Here is a 13,622-nt window from a genome sequence, read left to right on the forward strand (position 1 = left end):
TGCCAGATTAAGGCTTTGCAACAATCGCTTTCGGCGTTTGAGAGGAACAAACACAAGCTGTAAACAGCTTTGCCCTACAGGCTCGGCGCAAGCCGATGATCCGCTTCGCCTGCAACCGAGGATTTCCCCGTGTCAAAGACGACCCGAACCGCTCTGGGCCTTAGCGCCGTTGCGCTTTCCGCCCTGTTGCTCGCAAGCTGCGGCGGACACGGAGGTGATGAAAAGAAAGACGAAAAAGCGGGCACATCGCGCCAGACCGTCACGGCGGCGACCGTCGCCCAGACCAGTCTGAACCGCGTCATCACCGCGTCCGGCACCGTATCGGCCTGGCAGGAGGTGCCGGTCGGCGCCGAGACCGGCGGCCTGACGGCTGTGGCCCTCTATGTCGACGAGGGCTCCTATGTCCGCGAAGGCCAGCCGCTGGTGCAGATGAACGACGTCCTGTTGCGCGCCCAGGTGCAGCAGCAGCAGGCGGGCGTGCAGACCGCAGAAGCCAACAACGCCCGCGATGACGCCGCCCTGGCCCGTGCGCAGGAACTGAAGGAACGCGGCTTCCTCAGTCAGGCGGCGCTGGACACGGCCCTGGCCAACCAGCGCGCCTCCGCCGCCAATCTGGCCTCGGCCCGCGCCTCGCTGGCGGAAACCCGCACCCGGCTGTCGCAGGCCACCATTCGTGCGCCAGTGTCCGGCCTGATCATCAGCCGCAGCGTCACCAAGGGCCAGATCATCGGCGCAGGCACGGAACTGTTCCGCATGGTCCGCGACGGTCGTCTGGAGTTGAACGCCCAGGTGCCGGAGACCCAACTGGGTCTGGTGCGTGCAGGCCAATCGGCCAATATCTCGTCCAGCGAGGGCGGCGACACCTCCGGCACGGTGCGTCTGGTCACGCCTGAGGTCAACGCCAACACCCGTCTGGGTCTGGCCCGCATCACCCTGGCCTCCGGCAGCCATCTGCGCCCCGGCATGTTCGCCCGCGCCGACATCTCGGCAGGCGACCAGCCCGCAACGACGGTGCCGACCGGCTCCATCCTGTATCGCAACAACAAGCCCGGCGTCTTTGTGCTGAACACCGACAGTTCGGTCCACTTCCAGCCGATCACCGTCCTGTCGCGCAGCGACGCCCAGACGGCGGTGGACGGCGTCGCCATCGGCGCGCGCGTGATCGTGGACGGCGCAGGCTTCCTGAACGAGGGCGACCGGGTCACCGTGGCCCAAGCTCCTGCCCAAGCTCCTGCCCCCACGCCTGCCGCCCAACCTGCGGCCAAGTAGGACCCGATCATGAACCAGATCTCGTCCTGGGCGATCAAGAACCCCATACCGATCATCCTGCTGTTCGTCCTGCTGACGCTGGGCGGGGTGGTCGGCTTCTCGGGCATGCGGATCAACGCCAACCCCGACATCGACTTCCCGCTGGTTTCGGTCACAGCCGCACGTCCCGGCGCCGCGCCCGCCGAAATGGAGGTGCAGGTCACGCGTCTGATCGAGGATTCCCTCGCCGGCCTGTCCGGGGTGCGCCACATCAACTCCAACATCCGTGACGGTGTGTCGTCCACGGTGATCGAGTTCGAACTGGGCACTGACACCGACCGCGCCACCAATGACGTGCGCAACGCCATGACCGGCCTGCGCGCCTCGCTGCCGCAGGACATGCAGGAGCCTGCGGTCCAGCGCATCGACATCACCGGCGACGCCCTGATCACCTATGTGGTGCGCTCGCCCACCATGACGCCGGAACAGATCAGCTGGTTCATCGACAATGAGATGAGCCGGTCCCTGCTGGCGCTGGGCGGCGTGGGTCAGGTCAACCGTTCGGGCGGCGTGGATCGCGAGATTCGCGTCGAACTGGACCCGCAGCGTCTGGCCTCGTTCGGCGTCACCGCAGCCCAGGTCAGCCAGGCCCTGACCAACGTCAACAACAACCTGCCCGGCGGCCGCGTCACCATTTCCGGCTCGGAACAGGCCATCCGCACCCTGGGCGCCGCTGGCTCCATCGAGCAGCTTCGCGCCACCCTGATCCCCCTGGGCAACGGCCAGACCGTGCGTCTGGATAATCTGGGCTCGGTCGAGGACAAGTGGAGCGAGCCGCGTCGCCGCGCGCGTTACAATGGCCAGGAAGCCGTCACCTTCAACTTCCTGCGCTCGCGTGAAGCCAGTGAGGTCAAGGTCGCCGACAAGGTGCGCGCCGAGGTCAAGAAGATCGACGACGCCCACCCCGAACTGACCATCCAGCAGGTCACCGCCAGCGTCGAACAGATCGAGGAAAGCTATTTCGCCTCGCTGGAGGCCCTGGTCGTCGGCGCCATCCTGGCCGTCATTGTCGTCTTCATTTTCCTGCGGGACTGGCGGGCGACCTTCATTGCGGCGACGGCCATGCCGATGTCGCTGATCCCGACCTTCGCCATTCTGGGCCCGCTGGATCAGTCGCTGAACGTCGTCACCCTGCTGGCGCTGTCATTGACCATCGGCATTCTGGTCGATGACGCCATCGTGGAAATCGAGAACATCGTCCGCCACATGCGCGACGGCAAACCGCCCTATGACGCCTCCATCGAGGCCGCAGACGAAATCGGTCTGGCGGTCGTGGCGACCACAGGCACGATTGTCGCCGTCTTCGCGCCCGTGGGCTTCATGCCCGGCATCATCGGCCAGTTCTTCAAGGCCTTTGCGCTGGCGGCCTGTATCTCGGTCGTCTTCTCTCTGGTGGTGGCGCGGACCCTGACGCCGCTGATGGCCGCCTTCATCCTCAAGCACACCCATCATGAGGACAAGGATCCGTTCTGGATGAGCGGCTATCTGAAGGCGCTGCGCTGGTCGCTGGGCAATCGGTGGAAGGTCTTCCTTCTGGGCATCCTGTTCCTGGTCGGCTCGGTCGGCACCTCGATCGTGGCCAAGATGTCGTTCGAGTTCATGTCACCGGGCGATACGGCCCGCGCAGCCTTCCAGGTCGAACTGCCGCCCGGCGCGACCCTGCGTGAAACCGACCGGATCGTGCAGCAGGTCACCCGCAAGCTTGAGGCCCGCGAGGAGGTCACCTCCGTCTATGCCGCCATCGGCGGACAGGAAGTGAGCCAAGCCAACGTCTATGCCGACCTGGTGCCAAAGGGGAAGCGCAAGCTGAGCCAGCAGGCCTTCGCGCGCGCCATGGTCGACGAACTGAAGCAGATTCCTGGCGCCCGCATTCGCGCCGGCATCGCGCAACAGGGCGGCGGCCCCGGCGACGGCACCAGCTACACCTTCTCCATTCTGGGCGATAATCCCGAGACGCTGACCGCCGCGGCCCGCAAGGTCGAGGAGGAGATGCGCGGGGTTAAGGGGCTGGCCAATATCGTCAACTCCGCCGCCATCGCGCGACCGGAAATCCTGGTCACCCCGCGTCCTGATGAAGCGGCTCTGGCGGGCGTGTCCGCTGGCGCCATCTCGCAGGCCGTACGCGTGGCCACCATCGGCGACGTCGATCAGTTCCTGCCCAAGTACAATCTGGGCGACCGGCAGATCCCGATCCGCCTGCAACTGACCGAGGCGGCGCGTGAAGACATCAGCGTGCTGCAGAACCTGCGGGTTCCGGCCAACAACGGCGCGACCGTGCCGCTGAGCGCCGTCGCCGACATCCAGTTCGGCGCAGGCCCGGCCACGGTCAGCCGTCAGGACCGCTCGCGGATCGCCTCGATCAGCGCCGAACTGGACGGCATCGCCACCGGCGCCGCCAGCGCGGCGGTGCAGAAGTTGCCGTCGGTCAAGAACCTGCCGGAAGGCGTGCGACAGGTTCCGGCGGGCGACCAGGAGTTCATTCAGGAAATGCTGAAGGGCTTCGCCATCGCCTTCGCCTCGGGCATCTTCCTGATGTACGCGGTGCTGACGTTGCTGTTCAAAAGCTTCGCCTATCCGATCACCATCATGGCGGCCCTGCCGCTGGCCATCGGCGGCGCCTTCATCGCCCTGGCCATCGGCGGCGCCAACTTCTCCATGTCGGCCCTGATCGGGGTGCTGATGCTGATGGGGATCGCGGCCAAGAACTCCATCCTGCTGGTCGACTATGTCATCATGGCCGAGAAGGACGGGATGCCCCGTCGCGAGGCCATTCTGGACGCCGCACACAAACGCGCCCGTCCGATCCTGATGACCACCTTCGCCATGGGCGCGGGCATGGTGCCGATCGCTCTGGGCGTGGGGGCGGATGTTCAGTTCCGTTCGCCCATGGCCATTGCGGTGCTGGGCGGGTTGATCTCCTCGACCTTCCTGTCGCTGCTCTACATCCCGGCGATCTTCACCATCGTGGACGACTTCGCCCAGTGGATCCGCGGCATCCTGCACCGCAAGACGGCAGGCCAGCGTCAACTGAGCCAACCCCGTCCCAAGGCCCCGCTAGTGGAATAGACGCCGCGCTTCATCCGAAGCTGACAGGACAAGGGCCGACCGGACACCCGGTCGGCCCTTTGTTTTGATCATAGGGACTAGGCTGGCGTGACGGCCTGGGCGTCGCATCGATCCGGACCGCGCCTCGGCATCGCCCTGCCCGCTGGCGAAGACCTGCCCCTCTCCTGTTCGACCACTGCACAGCCAAAGAAAAGGGCCGCCCGGTTTCCCGGGCGGCCCTTCCTCATTCAGCGCGGAGGCTGATGGATCAGTATTTGACCCGCAGCGTCACGCCCCAGGTGCGCGGTGCGCCGAGGTAGGCGTTATAGGTCGCCGTATCGGTGGCCTGGTTGTAGTAGGTGCCGTTCGGCTGCGGCGTTGCCGTATTCGTGAAGGCCGTGCCCTGCAGGGGCGCAGCGAAGCCGACCTGGGTGTACTTCTCTTCGAACAGGTTCTGAGCCCAGACGTCGACCGTCCAACGCTCATCTTCCGCACCGATCGACACCCGGCCATTGACCACAGTGAAGGCGTCCTGATGCTTGTAAGGCAGCAGGTCGGAACCCGTGTTGTATTCGGTCGAGTATTTAGCCGACAGGTTGAAGCCGCCGCGCAGTCCGCCGCCCAGCGAACGGTCAAACGCCAGGGCGCCGGTCAGCGACCATTCCGGAGCGAAGGAAGCGCGCGCGCCCGGCAGCAACGACAGCTGCGGGAAGCGGCCCGGGCTGGACATGTCGGCCGCGGTGAAGTGGCCATACTTGGCGTCGGTGTAGGTCACGCCACCCTGGAACATCAGGCCTTCGATCGGCGTGAACCAGACCATGTCGGCGTCGACGCCCTTGGAGCGCAACTCGGGGATGGATTCCACCACGAAGGCGGTGCCCAGGAAGGTGTTGAGCTGGAAGTTCTCGAACTTCTGATCGAAGTACGAAATGTTCAGCAGCATGGTGCGGTTGAACAGGGTCGTCTTCAGACCGGCTTCGTAGCTGTCGACCGTCTCGGCCTTGAACAGCAGCGACGGATCAGGCGTCACGCCCGTCTGCACGCGGTCCATGTTGTAGCCCGCGCCCTTATAGCCTCGCGCATACGAGGCATAGGCCATAATCGACTTGTTGAAGCGATACGAGGCCTTGATCGTGCCGCTGAGGTCCGTGTCATCGAACTTCTCGGAGATCGCACGGTTGTTATACAGCGGGTTCGACCAGGGCAGGCACAGCAGCCCCAGTGCGGCGGCAGGTGTCGCCACCTTGCCCGGATCACGATTGGCGGGATTCTGGTTAGCCAATGCCCCTAGGCAAGCTGCCCCATTGTTTCCCAAATTCTGCTGGACCCCCAACAAACGCTTGCTGTCATAGGTGTAACGCAGGCCCAGATTCAATTCGAAAGCATCAGTCACTCGCCAGGTGTTGTTGGTGAACAGAGCCACCGACTGCGACGACTGCGAATAATGGTCCTGATAGGCCTTGCCCGTGCCAAACGTCGGCGCCGTCGCGCTTGGCGCAGCCAAACCTGCCGCACACAGTGGGGTGCCCACTGGTAACGGAGAAGGCGGCGAAGGCGTCAAGCTTACCAAAAAGCCCTTCGGATCGGTAAAACAGCCCACGCGGTTAACACCCGGCCCACCGAGAGTAGGCGGGACGGAAGCCGTCAGCAGCAGGGAGACAAAACCGTTATAATCCGCGCCATAGACGTAGCTGTCATCGCGGTAGATGTCTTCCTTGGTGGCGAACAGACCGACCAACCAGTCGAAGCGATCCGTCGTTCCGGCCAGACGCAGTTCCTGAGTCAGGTTGCGCACGCCGTAGCCGTTCGAACCGTCATTATCCCGGTGCAGGATGTCTGCGCCGGTGTAGTCCAGGTCCATGCCCTGCTGGAACGACCAGTCGCGCCACGAGGTCTGCGACGTCAGGGTGGCGTTGATGCTGGGGAAGTCGATGGTGGCTTCCGCCGACAGACCCATGTCCTCCATCTGTTGCGGAGTTTCGCGGTTGGCGTAGGCCAGTCGCGAGAAGGGCGCTTTGTTGACGCCAGCGACATAGGGCGTCTGGCCCGGGCCCTTGGCGCCCGTCAGGGCGGCGATGAACTGCTGGGTCGGACCAACGCGGGTCTGGACAGCGGCGCAGCAATATTCGTCGCGCTTGCTGTAGTCGGCGATCAGGCGGATCGAGACGTCGTCGTTCGGCAGGATCAGCAGCTGGCCGCGGCTGGTCCAGTAGTTCTGGGTGCCGTCGTCGGTGCGGGTGTTGGGGCCCTTGCCGTCGTTGACCTCATAGAAGCCGTCACGCTCGCGGTGGGCGACGAAGATGCGACCGGCGATCTTGTCGGTCAGGGGGCCGGTGGCCGAAACCGAACCGCCGATGGCGCCATAGTTGCCGCCGGTCAGTTCACCCTCGATCGAGGGGGTGAACGAGGGGCGCTCGGTGATGATGTTGATGACCCCGGCCGAGGTGTTCTTGCCGAACAGGGTGCCCTGCGGCCCCTTCAGCACTTCGATGCGGCTCAGTTCGCCCAGGTCGCCGAAGCCGACGGCGTTGCGCGAGCGATAGACGCCGTCAATCACCACGCCGACCGAGCTTTCCAGGCCGGGGTTGTCGCCGACGGTGCCGGCGCCGCGGATACGGACAGTGGTCGAGGCTTCCGACTGGGTCGAGGTGACCGTCATGCCGGGGGTCAGGATCTGCAGGTCCTTGATGTCCTGCACGCCCGCGCCGGTCAGCAGTTCCTGCGACAGGGTCGTGACCACGATCGGCACGTCCTGCAGGCTCTGCTCGCGCTTCTGGGCGGTGACGATGATGTCATCGACGCTCGTCGGCGCCGATTGCTGGGCCGAGGCGACGCCCGCGAAGCCAAAGGCGGCGGCGCCGATCACGACAGCGGATACGGTGGTCTTGAGATGTTGAATTTGGCGCATAAGCGACCTCCCGGCTGGAGCCCGGCCGCAACAACGACCGCAGCATTCCCTGTTCCCAATCGACCCGGCTCTGCGTGGAGACGAGTTCAGTAAGACTGAGGCTAAGCGTGGTTCGGGCCGGCTCACAAGCGAGCGTTGTTCCCTGCGTCGATTTTTCGCCGCAGTTGCGGTCTGCTGTGACACGGAAGCGACATAAAATGCTTCCGCAAGGTCAGTATTTGCGTGAAAATTCCGTAATTTTGCAACGCACAAGGCCGCTCAGGTTGCGCTGCACAATCAAGGCCGCTCGACAACGTCGGGGCGTCTAGCGCGCCCCGCCAGCCCCAGAACCACCGCCGCCGCAACCGCCGACAAGATGGAGCCGCCGATCACGCCCAGCTTGACCTCGACCTGTTCGGGAGAATCCACGGCGCCGGGGAAGGCCAGAACCCCGATGAACAGGCTCATGGTGAAACCGACGCCGCACAGCAGGGAGACGCCGTAAACCTGCAGCCAGCTGGCGTCCGTGGGCCGCGCGCCGATCTTCAGCGCCGAGGCGATCCAGGCTGCACCGAACACCCCGATCTGCTTGCCGAAAAACAGGCCCAGAGCAATGGCGATGACCAGGGGCGCCAAGGCCTGCTCCAGCGAAAGCCCAGCGAACGAAACCCCCGCCTTGGCGAAGGCGAACAGGGGCAGGACCAGGAAGGCGTTCCAAGGATGCAGGTCGTGGATCGCCTCTTTCAGCGGGCTTTGGCCGTCTTCCAGACGCGGGCTGATCGGCACGATCATCGCAAAGGCCACAGCCGTCAGGGAAGTGCTGAGCCCTGAAAGGACCGTCAGATACCAGACCGCCGCAAAGCCCAGCGCCCAGAAGGGCGTGGGGATGCGGATGCGATGGGCGATGACGCCGCCCACGACCAGAAGACCCAGGGCCCACAGCAGCGGCGTCCAGTTCGCCCCTTCGCTGAACAGGACGGCGATCAGGGCGATGGCCCCCAGATCATCGACAATGGCCAGGGTCAGCAGGAACACCCGCAGCGAAGACGGCAGACCACGTCCCACGAAGCCGAAGATGGCCAGAGCAAAGGCGATATCGGTCGCCAGCGGAATAGGCCAGCCCTGATGCGGTGCGCCAATAACACCCGACAGCAGCAGATAGACCGCCGCCGGTCCCGCCATGCCGCCCAGCGCCGCCAGAACCGGCGTCGCCAGCTTGCGGGGATCGCTAAGCTCGCCGCGCGCGATCTCGTATTTGATCTCCAGCCCCACCACGAGGAAGAAGACCGCCATCAGCCCTTCCTTGATCCAGTTGGAGATCGTCTCCTCCAGCCGGATCGGGCCGATCTGGACGATGTGATAGGACTTCAGCCAGGCGAAATAGTCCGCTGACCAGGGCGAGTTGGCCACCATCAGGGCCGCCACAGCAGCCAACGCCAAGGCGGCGCCGGAGGCAGCCTCGGTCTTGAGGAAATCGAGAGTCAGTTTGCGCGCCACGGCGGCCTCCAAACGAAAGGAAGAAACGTCGTGACGCCAGGTTATCGACGGGCGTCGGACCGGATTCACCGCCCGCAGGCGACGCCAGCCTGACCGCGCACAGCGGCCTGATGTCTGTCGCCGATTATAGGCGAAGCTGGGCGCGAGGCCAACCGCCCCTTCGTTCGCGATCCCTGCATCGCACAGCGGAATGACGAACCAAGCAAAGGAAGCAGTTGCGCTTCACCCGTCGGACACGCACCTAGCCCTCCATGCCCGTCTCCCCCGCCTATCGCCCCGAACCCCGCTTCATCGACCTCGGCCCCGACTATTCGGACGGGGTTCAGGCCGCCGACTTCCCCCAGACGATCCTGCGCTTTCGCAATGACCGGGCTGCCGCCGAGGTCGGGCTGGAGGGACTGACGGACGCCGAATGGATCCCCGCCTTCGGCCGGTTCCAGCCCCTGCCCGGCCAGCCCGGTCCGGTCGCCATGCGCTATCACGGCCATCAGTTCCGCCAGTACAATCCCGATCTGGGCGACGGACGCGGCTTCCTGGCGGCGCAGATGCGCGACGCCAATGGCCGCCTGCTTGATCTGGGCACGAAGGGGTCGGGCCAGACGCCGTGGTCGCGCAACGGCGATGGACGGCTGACGCTGAAGGGGGGAATGCGCGAGATTCTGGCGGCGTCGATGCTGGAGGCTCTGGGCGTGCCGACCAGCCGCGCCTTTTCACTGATCGAGACGGGCGAGGCGCTGGAGCGTGGGGATGAACCCTCGCCCACCCGATCCGCCGTTCTGGTGCGCCTGTCGCACTCCCATGTGCGGTTCGGAACCTTCCAGCGCGCCGCCTATCTGGGCCGCACCGACCAGACCGAGGCCCTGCTGGAGCATGTCCGCAGCCTGTATCATCCGCAGGTCGCGCCCGGTGATGCGCCCGGCCTGCTGCGCGCCGTGGTCGAGGCCTCGGCCAGGCTGACGGCCCGCTGGATCGCCGCGGGCTTCGTCCACGGGGTGCTGAACACCGACAATCTGAACGTCACGGGCGAGAGCTTCGACTACGGGCCGTGGCGGTTCCTGCCCCACTATGACCCGGCCTTCACCGCCGCCTATTTCGACCAGACCGGCCTGTATGCCTTCGCGCGCCAGCCCGAGGCGGTGTTCTGGAACCTGACCCAGCTGGCGGGGGCGCTGAAGCCGGTCGTCGACGGCCCCGAGGGTCTGACCGAGGCGCTGAACAGTTTCGGCCCTGCCTATATCCGCGAACTGCGCGCGGCCTTCCTGATGCGTCTGGGCGTGCACAGCCTGGGTGAAGCCGCCGACCAGCGTCTGCTGGATGCGACCCTGGCGCTGCTGCGTGAAAACGGCGAGGCGATGCGGTGGGAGGCGCTGTTCTTCGACTGGTTCGGCGGCTTCGCCTCCTCGGCCCGCGCCCTGTCGGGGCCGCGCGGAAAACTCTATCAGGGCGAGGCCTTCGACGCCTTCCGCTTCGCCCTGATGGAGCACGAGCCCGACCGGATCGAGCGACTGGAACACCCCATGTTCGCCGCCCGTGAACCCGAGGAGATGCTGATCGACGAGGTCGAAAGCCTCTGGGCCGCCATCGCCACAGACGACGACTGGTCGCCCCTGAACGCCAAACTGGCCCGTCTGGACGCCGCCCGCGCGGCCTGGGGATTCAGCGTCTGAATCCCCTCCGCTGACTCTGAACTAAAGAGCCGGTCAGCACCTTCAAATCAGGGCTTGGGTTCATCAATGACGCCCAGCACGGTCGTCGCAGAAAGCCTCGGGGCCAGGATCGCGATGTCATAACCAAGCGCAAGGTTCCGCCACTCCGTCGGCGCAGACGCCACGCCGCCTGCACGAAGCTTGCGCAGATCGATCAGGGTCCAGTCGCCCGGCGCGTAATCGGCGGGCCGCATGAGCAGGACGTCCTTACCCCAGCCCTCGTCCTCATCCTCGGTGATGTCGAACGGCTGCACAGTGACCGCGCGGCCCACGCCCGCATAGCTGCCCGCCGTTCCCTTGGCCCCCAGGACAATGATGTGCAGGGCGTTGACGCCCTCGCCATCCGCGCGTTCGGCGACATAGGCGCCAATATCACGCTGGTTCAGCGGATTCAGGCTTTTGTAGATGTGCCAGGCCCCGAATTTCATCAGAACCCGCGCCTTCGGGTTTTCCGTGAGGTGAGCAGCCAGAGTGCGCTTCATCAGGCGCGCCCGGCGGCCATTGGGATCGCCTGCACGGGATTGCGACGCGTGATAGATCGCGTGGCTCTCGGTCAGCAGACCAAAAAGATACTGAGCGCGCTCGCCCCCATCACGCGCGATGGCGACACCGGCCTGATCCAGCGTGTCCTGCGTCACGGCAAACAGGAACAGATCCCCGGGCGAACCGGACTCAAGGGCGGCAGCCGTCGCCTCCTGCGCCTGTGCCGCCATCGCCTCTATGGCGGCGCGGGCGACAGGGCCGGGATTGGATTTCAACATCTCAGCCAGCAGGTAGCCGCCTGCCCCAAGGAACTCCTGGTCCAGCCCCCAGAGTTCAAAGTTCGCCCCGGCAGCGGCGGCGCAGTCGGCGGCCATCTGACCTTCGTCACGCCCGTTGAAGAAAGCCAGGGCGTCGGGGTGCTGGCGCATGAGGTCGGCGATCCGCGCCTCACGGTCAGCGGATCGCATGACAGACCCCACGGCGCGCGCTGCTTCCGGCCCCGTCTCGATAGCCATGGCCGTCAGACCAGAGGGCGCCATCAGGCGACAGACCTGGGTCGTGAAGGCGGGGATCTCCCGGCTCATATGGCTTTCGCCGATCAGCACATACTGGCTGTCCGCAACCGCCTGACCCAGCACCGCAGCGCCTGCGCCTGAAAAGCCGTTGGGATCGACGCCCAGGGGCAGGCTGGCCTGGCTGATCTGTTGCGTAAAATCAGCGGGCGGGGGCGTTTGCGCATAGGCCCCGCTCGCGAACACGACCGCACTCGCCATCCCCATGGCGCAAGCCAGTTTCCGAATCTTCACTCTCGATATCCCCTCACATTCATCCGCCGTTTAGCGAGGCGAGAGCGGGCCGCCCAGTGAACATGCGTCCATGTTGGCCATCCGGGCTTCCTGGGCGGAGACGACCCGGCGCCCGGCGCACCAGATGCGAAACCTTACGAAAGCTTCATCTCGTTTATCGATAATGATATTGATTGCTTATCGATAAATCCGTATCGATAGTCGGGAAGACGCCGCAGGGGCGGCGCCACTGAGGGTCACCCAATGAAGCTTATCGGCAAACGCTCCGCCGCCAGCGCCCTGCGCTGGGTGTTGGGGCTTCTGAATGTGTTCGTGATGCTGGCGACGATCGGGATCGTGGTCGTTGCGGCGCTGTCGCTGTTCATTCCCGAGTTCGGGGCCAAGGTTCTGGATGCGCTGAATGAGAACCGCGTCCAGGCCGGGGCGATCACGGTCACGGGCCACCTGACCCTGCTGGGCGCCGCCATCTCGACCGGCCTGACCTGGTGGATCATCAATCGCCTGCGCCGCATCCTGTTGTCAGTGAACCAGGGCGATGCGTTTGAACCGGCCAATGTCGGGCGGCTGCAGGCGGTCGGGTTCAGCCTGCTGGGGATTCAGGCGGGCGCCCTGCTGCTGGCCACCGTCGCGCCCCTGTCCATCGGCGAGTCCTCCATCGACTATAATCTGAGCCTGGGGTCGTGGCTGGGCATTCTGGTGGTCTTCATCCTCGCCGAAGTGTTCCGGCAGGGATCGGCCATGCGCGACGAACAGATGACCACGGTCTGAGGGGCGCGCCATGATCGTCATTCAACTGGACCGGCTGCTGCTGGAGCGCCGCATGTCCCTGACCGAACTGTCCGACCGCGTGGGCGTGACCCTGGCCAACCTGTCGATCCTGAAGACCGGCAAGGCGCGGGCCGTGCGGTTCTCGACGCTGGACGCCCTGTGCCGCGAACTGGAATGCACCCCAGGCGACCTGATCGCCCAGACGCCGGAGCCGCAGCCCGCGGATGGAGACTGACCGGGCATTTGGAAAGTTTCTTTGTCCTTGCGTAAAAGACGCTTGACCCAATCAAGCATCAGAACGTAAAGCTTCCTTGTCACAACGACAGGGGAGCTTGTCATGAACGAACAGAACATCACCAAGGACGTGCCGGCCCGTGACCATGTCACACCCAGCCTGGCCGCCGTCATCGTGCTCGGCGCCACCGTCAGCGCCGCCACGCCCTTCTGGCCCAAGGCGCTGGGCGCACCGCCGCCTCTGGGCCCTGTGCTGGTCGGCGCCTGCCTGATCCTGGTCATCCTCTGGCACTCGACCGTCTGGTGGCGTGACCTGAACGAAGACCAGCGCCAGATCCACCGCAAGGCCTGGTGGCACGGCGGGAACTTCGGAATCCTGCTGGGCGCCGCCGGTCTGCTGATCGGGCTGGCGGCGGGCCTGCCCATCGCCCCCCAGCCGCTGGCCGACCGCCCCGCCGTCTGGGCCCTGTTCGGCTTCCTGTGCCTGCTGGCAGGTCAGGCCGTCGGATACGGTGTCGCCTGGCTGATCCACCGGGTGCGGGCATGAGCCCCCTGAACAACCGGGTGCGCGATCTGCGCAACCGCCAGAGCCTGTCGGTCGCCCAGTTGGCCGGTCAGATCGGCGTCTCACGCCTGACGCTGCACGCCCTTGAATCCGGCCTCTATACGCCGTCGCTGCCTCTGGCGGTGCGCCTGGCCCGCGCCCTGAACCATCCGGTCGAAGACCTCTTCGCCATCTGACCCGGCGGCCTTTGCCGCCGCCCACATTCCCTGAACATCAAAGGACAAGATCATGAACCTCCAGATCGCTCTGGGGCGCGCCGCCTCGCCTTCCTGTGTCTGTGCACTCGTCGGTCGCAGGGGGGATTTCGGGTTGGGGCCATGGAG

At 65.3% G+C, this 13,622-nt stretch carries 10 protein-coding genes; 7 read left to right on the forward strand and 3 right to left on the reverse strand.

Annotated elements, in window-relative coordinates; translation table 11 throughout:
- The first annotated feature begins 129 nt into the window (after positions 1-129).
- Together QZ281_RS06225 and QZ281_RS06230 are read left to right on the forward strand one after the other, a co-directional pair.
- On the forward strand, positions 130-1,269 hold the full coding sequence (locus tag QZ281_RS06225) for an efflux RND transporter periplasmic adaptor subunit (protein WP_292226006.1): 1,140 nt from the start codon (positions 130-132) through the stop codon (positions 1,267-1,269).
- 9 nt (positions 1,270-1,278) lie between these two features.
- Complete coding sequence (locus QZ281_RS06230; RefSeq protein WP_292226009.1) at positions 1,279-4,374, forward strand: efflux RND transporter permease subunit; 3,096 nt, start codon at positions 1,279-1,281, stop codon at positions 4,372-4,374.
- Between the two features lie 247 nt (positions 4,375-4,621).
- Here the strand turns inward: QZ281_RS06230 and QZ281_RS06235 are convergent, their stop codons facing one another.
- Together QZ281_RS06235 and nhaA are read right to left on the reverse strand one after the other, a co-directional pair.
- Entirely contained in the window at positions 4,622-7,261 is a 2,640-nt protein-coding gene (locus QZ281_RS06235) for a TonB-dependent receptor (protein ID WP_292226011.1), read from the reverse strand.
- A 276-nt stretch (positions 7,262-7,537) separates the two neighbouring features.
- Complete coding sequence (nhaA, locus tag QZ281_RS06240) at positions 7,538-8,737, reverse strand: Na+/H+ antiporter NhaA (RefSeq protein WP_292226013.1); 1,200 nt, start codon at positions 8,735-8,737, stop codon at positions 7,538-7,540.
- A gap of 251 nt (positions 8,738-8,988) precedes the next feature.
- Between nhaA and QZ281_RS06245 the strand changes: the two genes are divergently transcribed.
- Entirely contained in the window at positions 8,989-10,404 is a 1,416-nt protein-coding gene (locus QZ281_RS06245; protein ID WP_292226015.1) for a protein adenylyltransferase SelO, read from the forward strand.
- A gap of 47 nt (positions 10,405-10,451) precedes the next feature.
- Here QZ281_RS06245 and QZ281_RS06250 read toward each other — a convergent pair whose 3' ends face one another.
- Entirely contained in the window at positions 10,452-11,732 is a 1,281-nt protein-coding gene (locus QZ281_RS06250; protein WP_292226017.1) for a hypothetical protein, read from the reverse strand.
- A gap of 243 nt (positions 11,733-11,975) precedes the next feature.
- Here QZ281_RS06250 and QZ281_RS06255 point away from each other — a divergent pair, with 243 nt between their 5' ends.
- From QZ281_RS06255 to QZ281_RS06270, 4 genes are all read left to right on the forward strand, one after another.
- On the forward strand, positions 11,976-12,500 hold the full coding sequence (locus tag QZ281_RS06255) for a DUF2975 domain-containing protein (protein WP_292226020.1): 525 nt from the start codon (positions 11,976-11,978) through the stop codon (positions 12,498-12,500).
- A gap of 10 nt (positions 12,501-12,510) precedes the next feature.
- Positions 12,511-12,735: a helix-turn-helix transcriptional regulator gene (locus QZ281_RS06260; protein ID WP_292226023.1), complete on the forward strand. Its 225-nt coding sequence runs from the start codon at positions 12,511-12,513 to the stop codon at positions 12,733-12,735.
- A 102-nt stretch (positions 12,736-12,837) separates the two neighbouring features.
- Positions 12,838-13,281 carry a hypothetical protein gene (locus QZ281_RS06265; protein WP_292226026.1) on the forward strand — a complete coding sequence of 148 codons (444 nt, stop codon included), beginning with the start codon at positions 12,838-12,840 and terminating at the stop codon, positions 13,279-13,281.
- Positions 13,278-13,475, forward strand: coding sequence for a helix-turn-helix transcriptional regulator (locus QZ281_RS06270; protein WP_292226028.1), 198 nt, complete (start codon positions 13,278-13,280; stop codon positions 13,473-13,475). The genes QZ281_RS06265 and QZ281_RS06270 overlap by 4 nt, the downstream gene beginning before the upstream one ends.
- Positions 13,476-13,622 lie beyond the last annotated feature (147 nt).

The sequence above is a fragment of the Brevundimonas sp. genome, assembly GCF_018608325.1.
Classification (GTDB): Bacteria; Pseudomonadota; Alphaproteobacteria; order Caulobacterales; family Caulobacteraceae; genus Brevundimonas.

What these genes read in the sequence shown, in the direction of transcription:
- QZ281_RS06270 (WP_292226028.1), top strand. Translation starts at nt 13,278, where the DNA reads ATGAGCCCCCTGAACAACCGGGTGCGCGATCTGCGCAACCGCCAGAGC.
- QZ281_RS06260 (WP_292226023.1), top strand. Translation starts at nt 12,511, where the DNA reads ATGATCGTCATTCAACTGGACCGGCTGCTGCTGGAGCGCCGCATGTCC.
- QZ281_RS06255 (WP_292226020.1), top strand. Translation starts at nt 11,976, where the DNA reads ATGAAGCTTATCGGCAAACGCTCCGCCGCCAGCGCCCTGCGCTGGGTG.
- QZ281_RS06265 (WP_292226026.1), top strand. Translation starts at nt 12,838, where the DNA reads ATGAACGAACAGAACATCACCAAGGACGTGCCGGCCCGTGACCATGTC.
- QZ281_RS06230 (WP_292226009.1), top strand. Translation starts at nt 1,279, where the DNA reads ATGAACCAGATCTCGTCCTGGGCGATCAAGAACCCCATACCGATCATC.
- QZ281_RS06245 (WP_292226015.1), top strand. Translation starts at nt 8,989, where the DNA reads ATGCCCGTCTCCCCCGCCTATCGCCCCGAACCCCGCTTCATCGACCTC.
- QZ281_RS06235 (WP_292226011.1), bottom strand. Translation starts at nt 7,261, where the DNA reads ATGCGCCAAATTCAACATCTCAAGACCACCGTATCCGCTGTCGTGATC.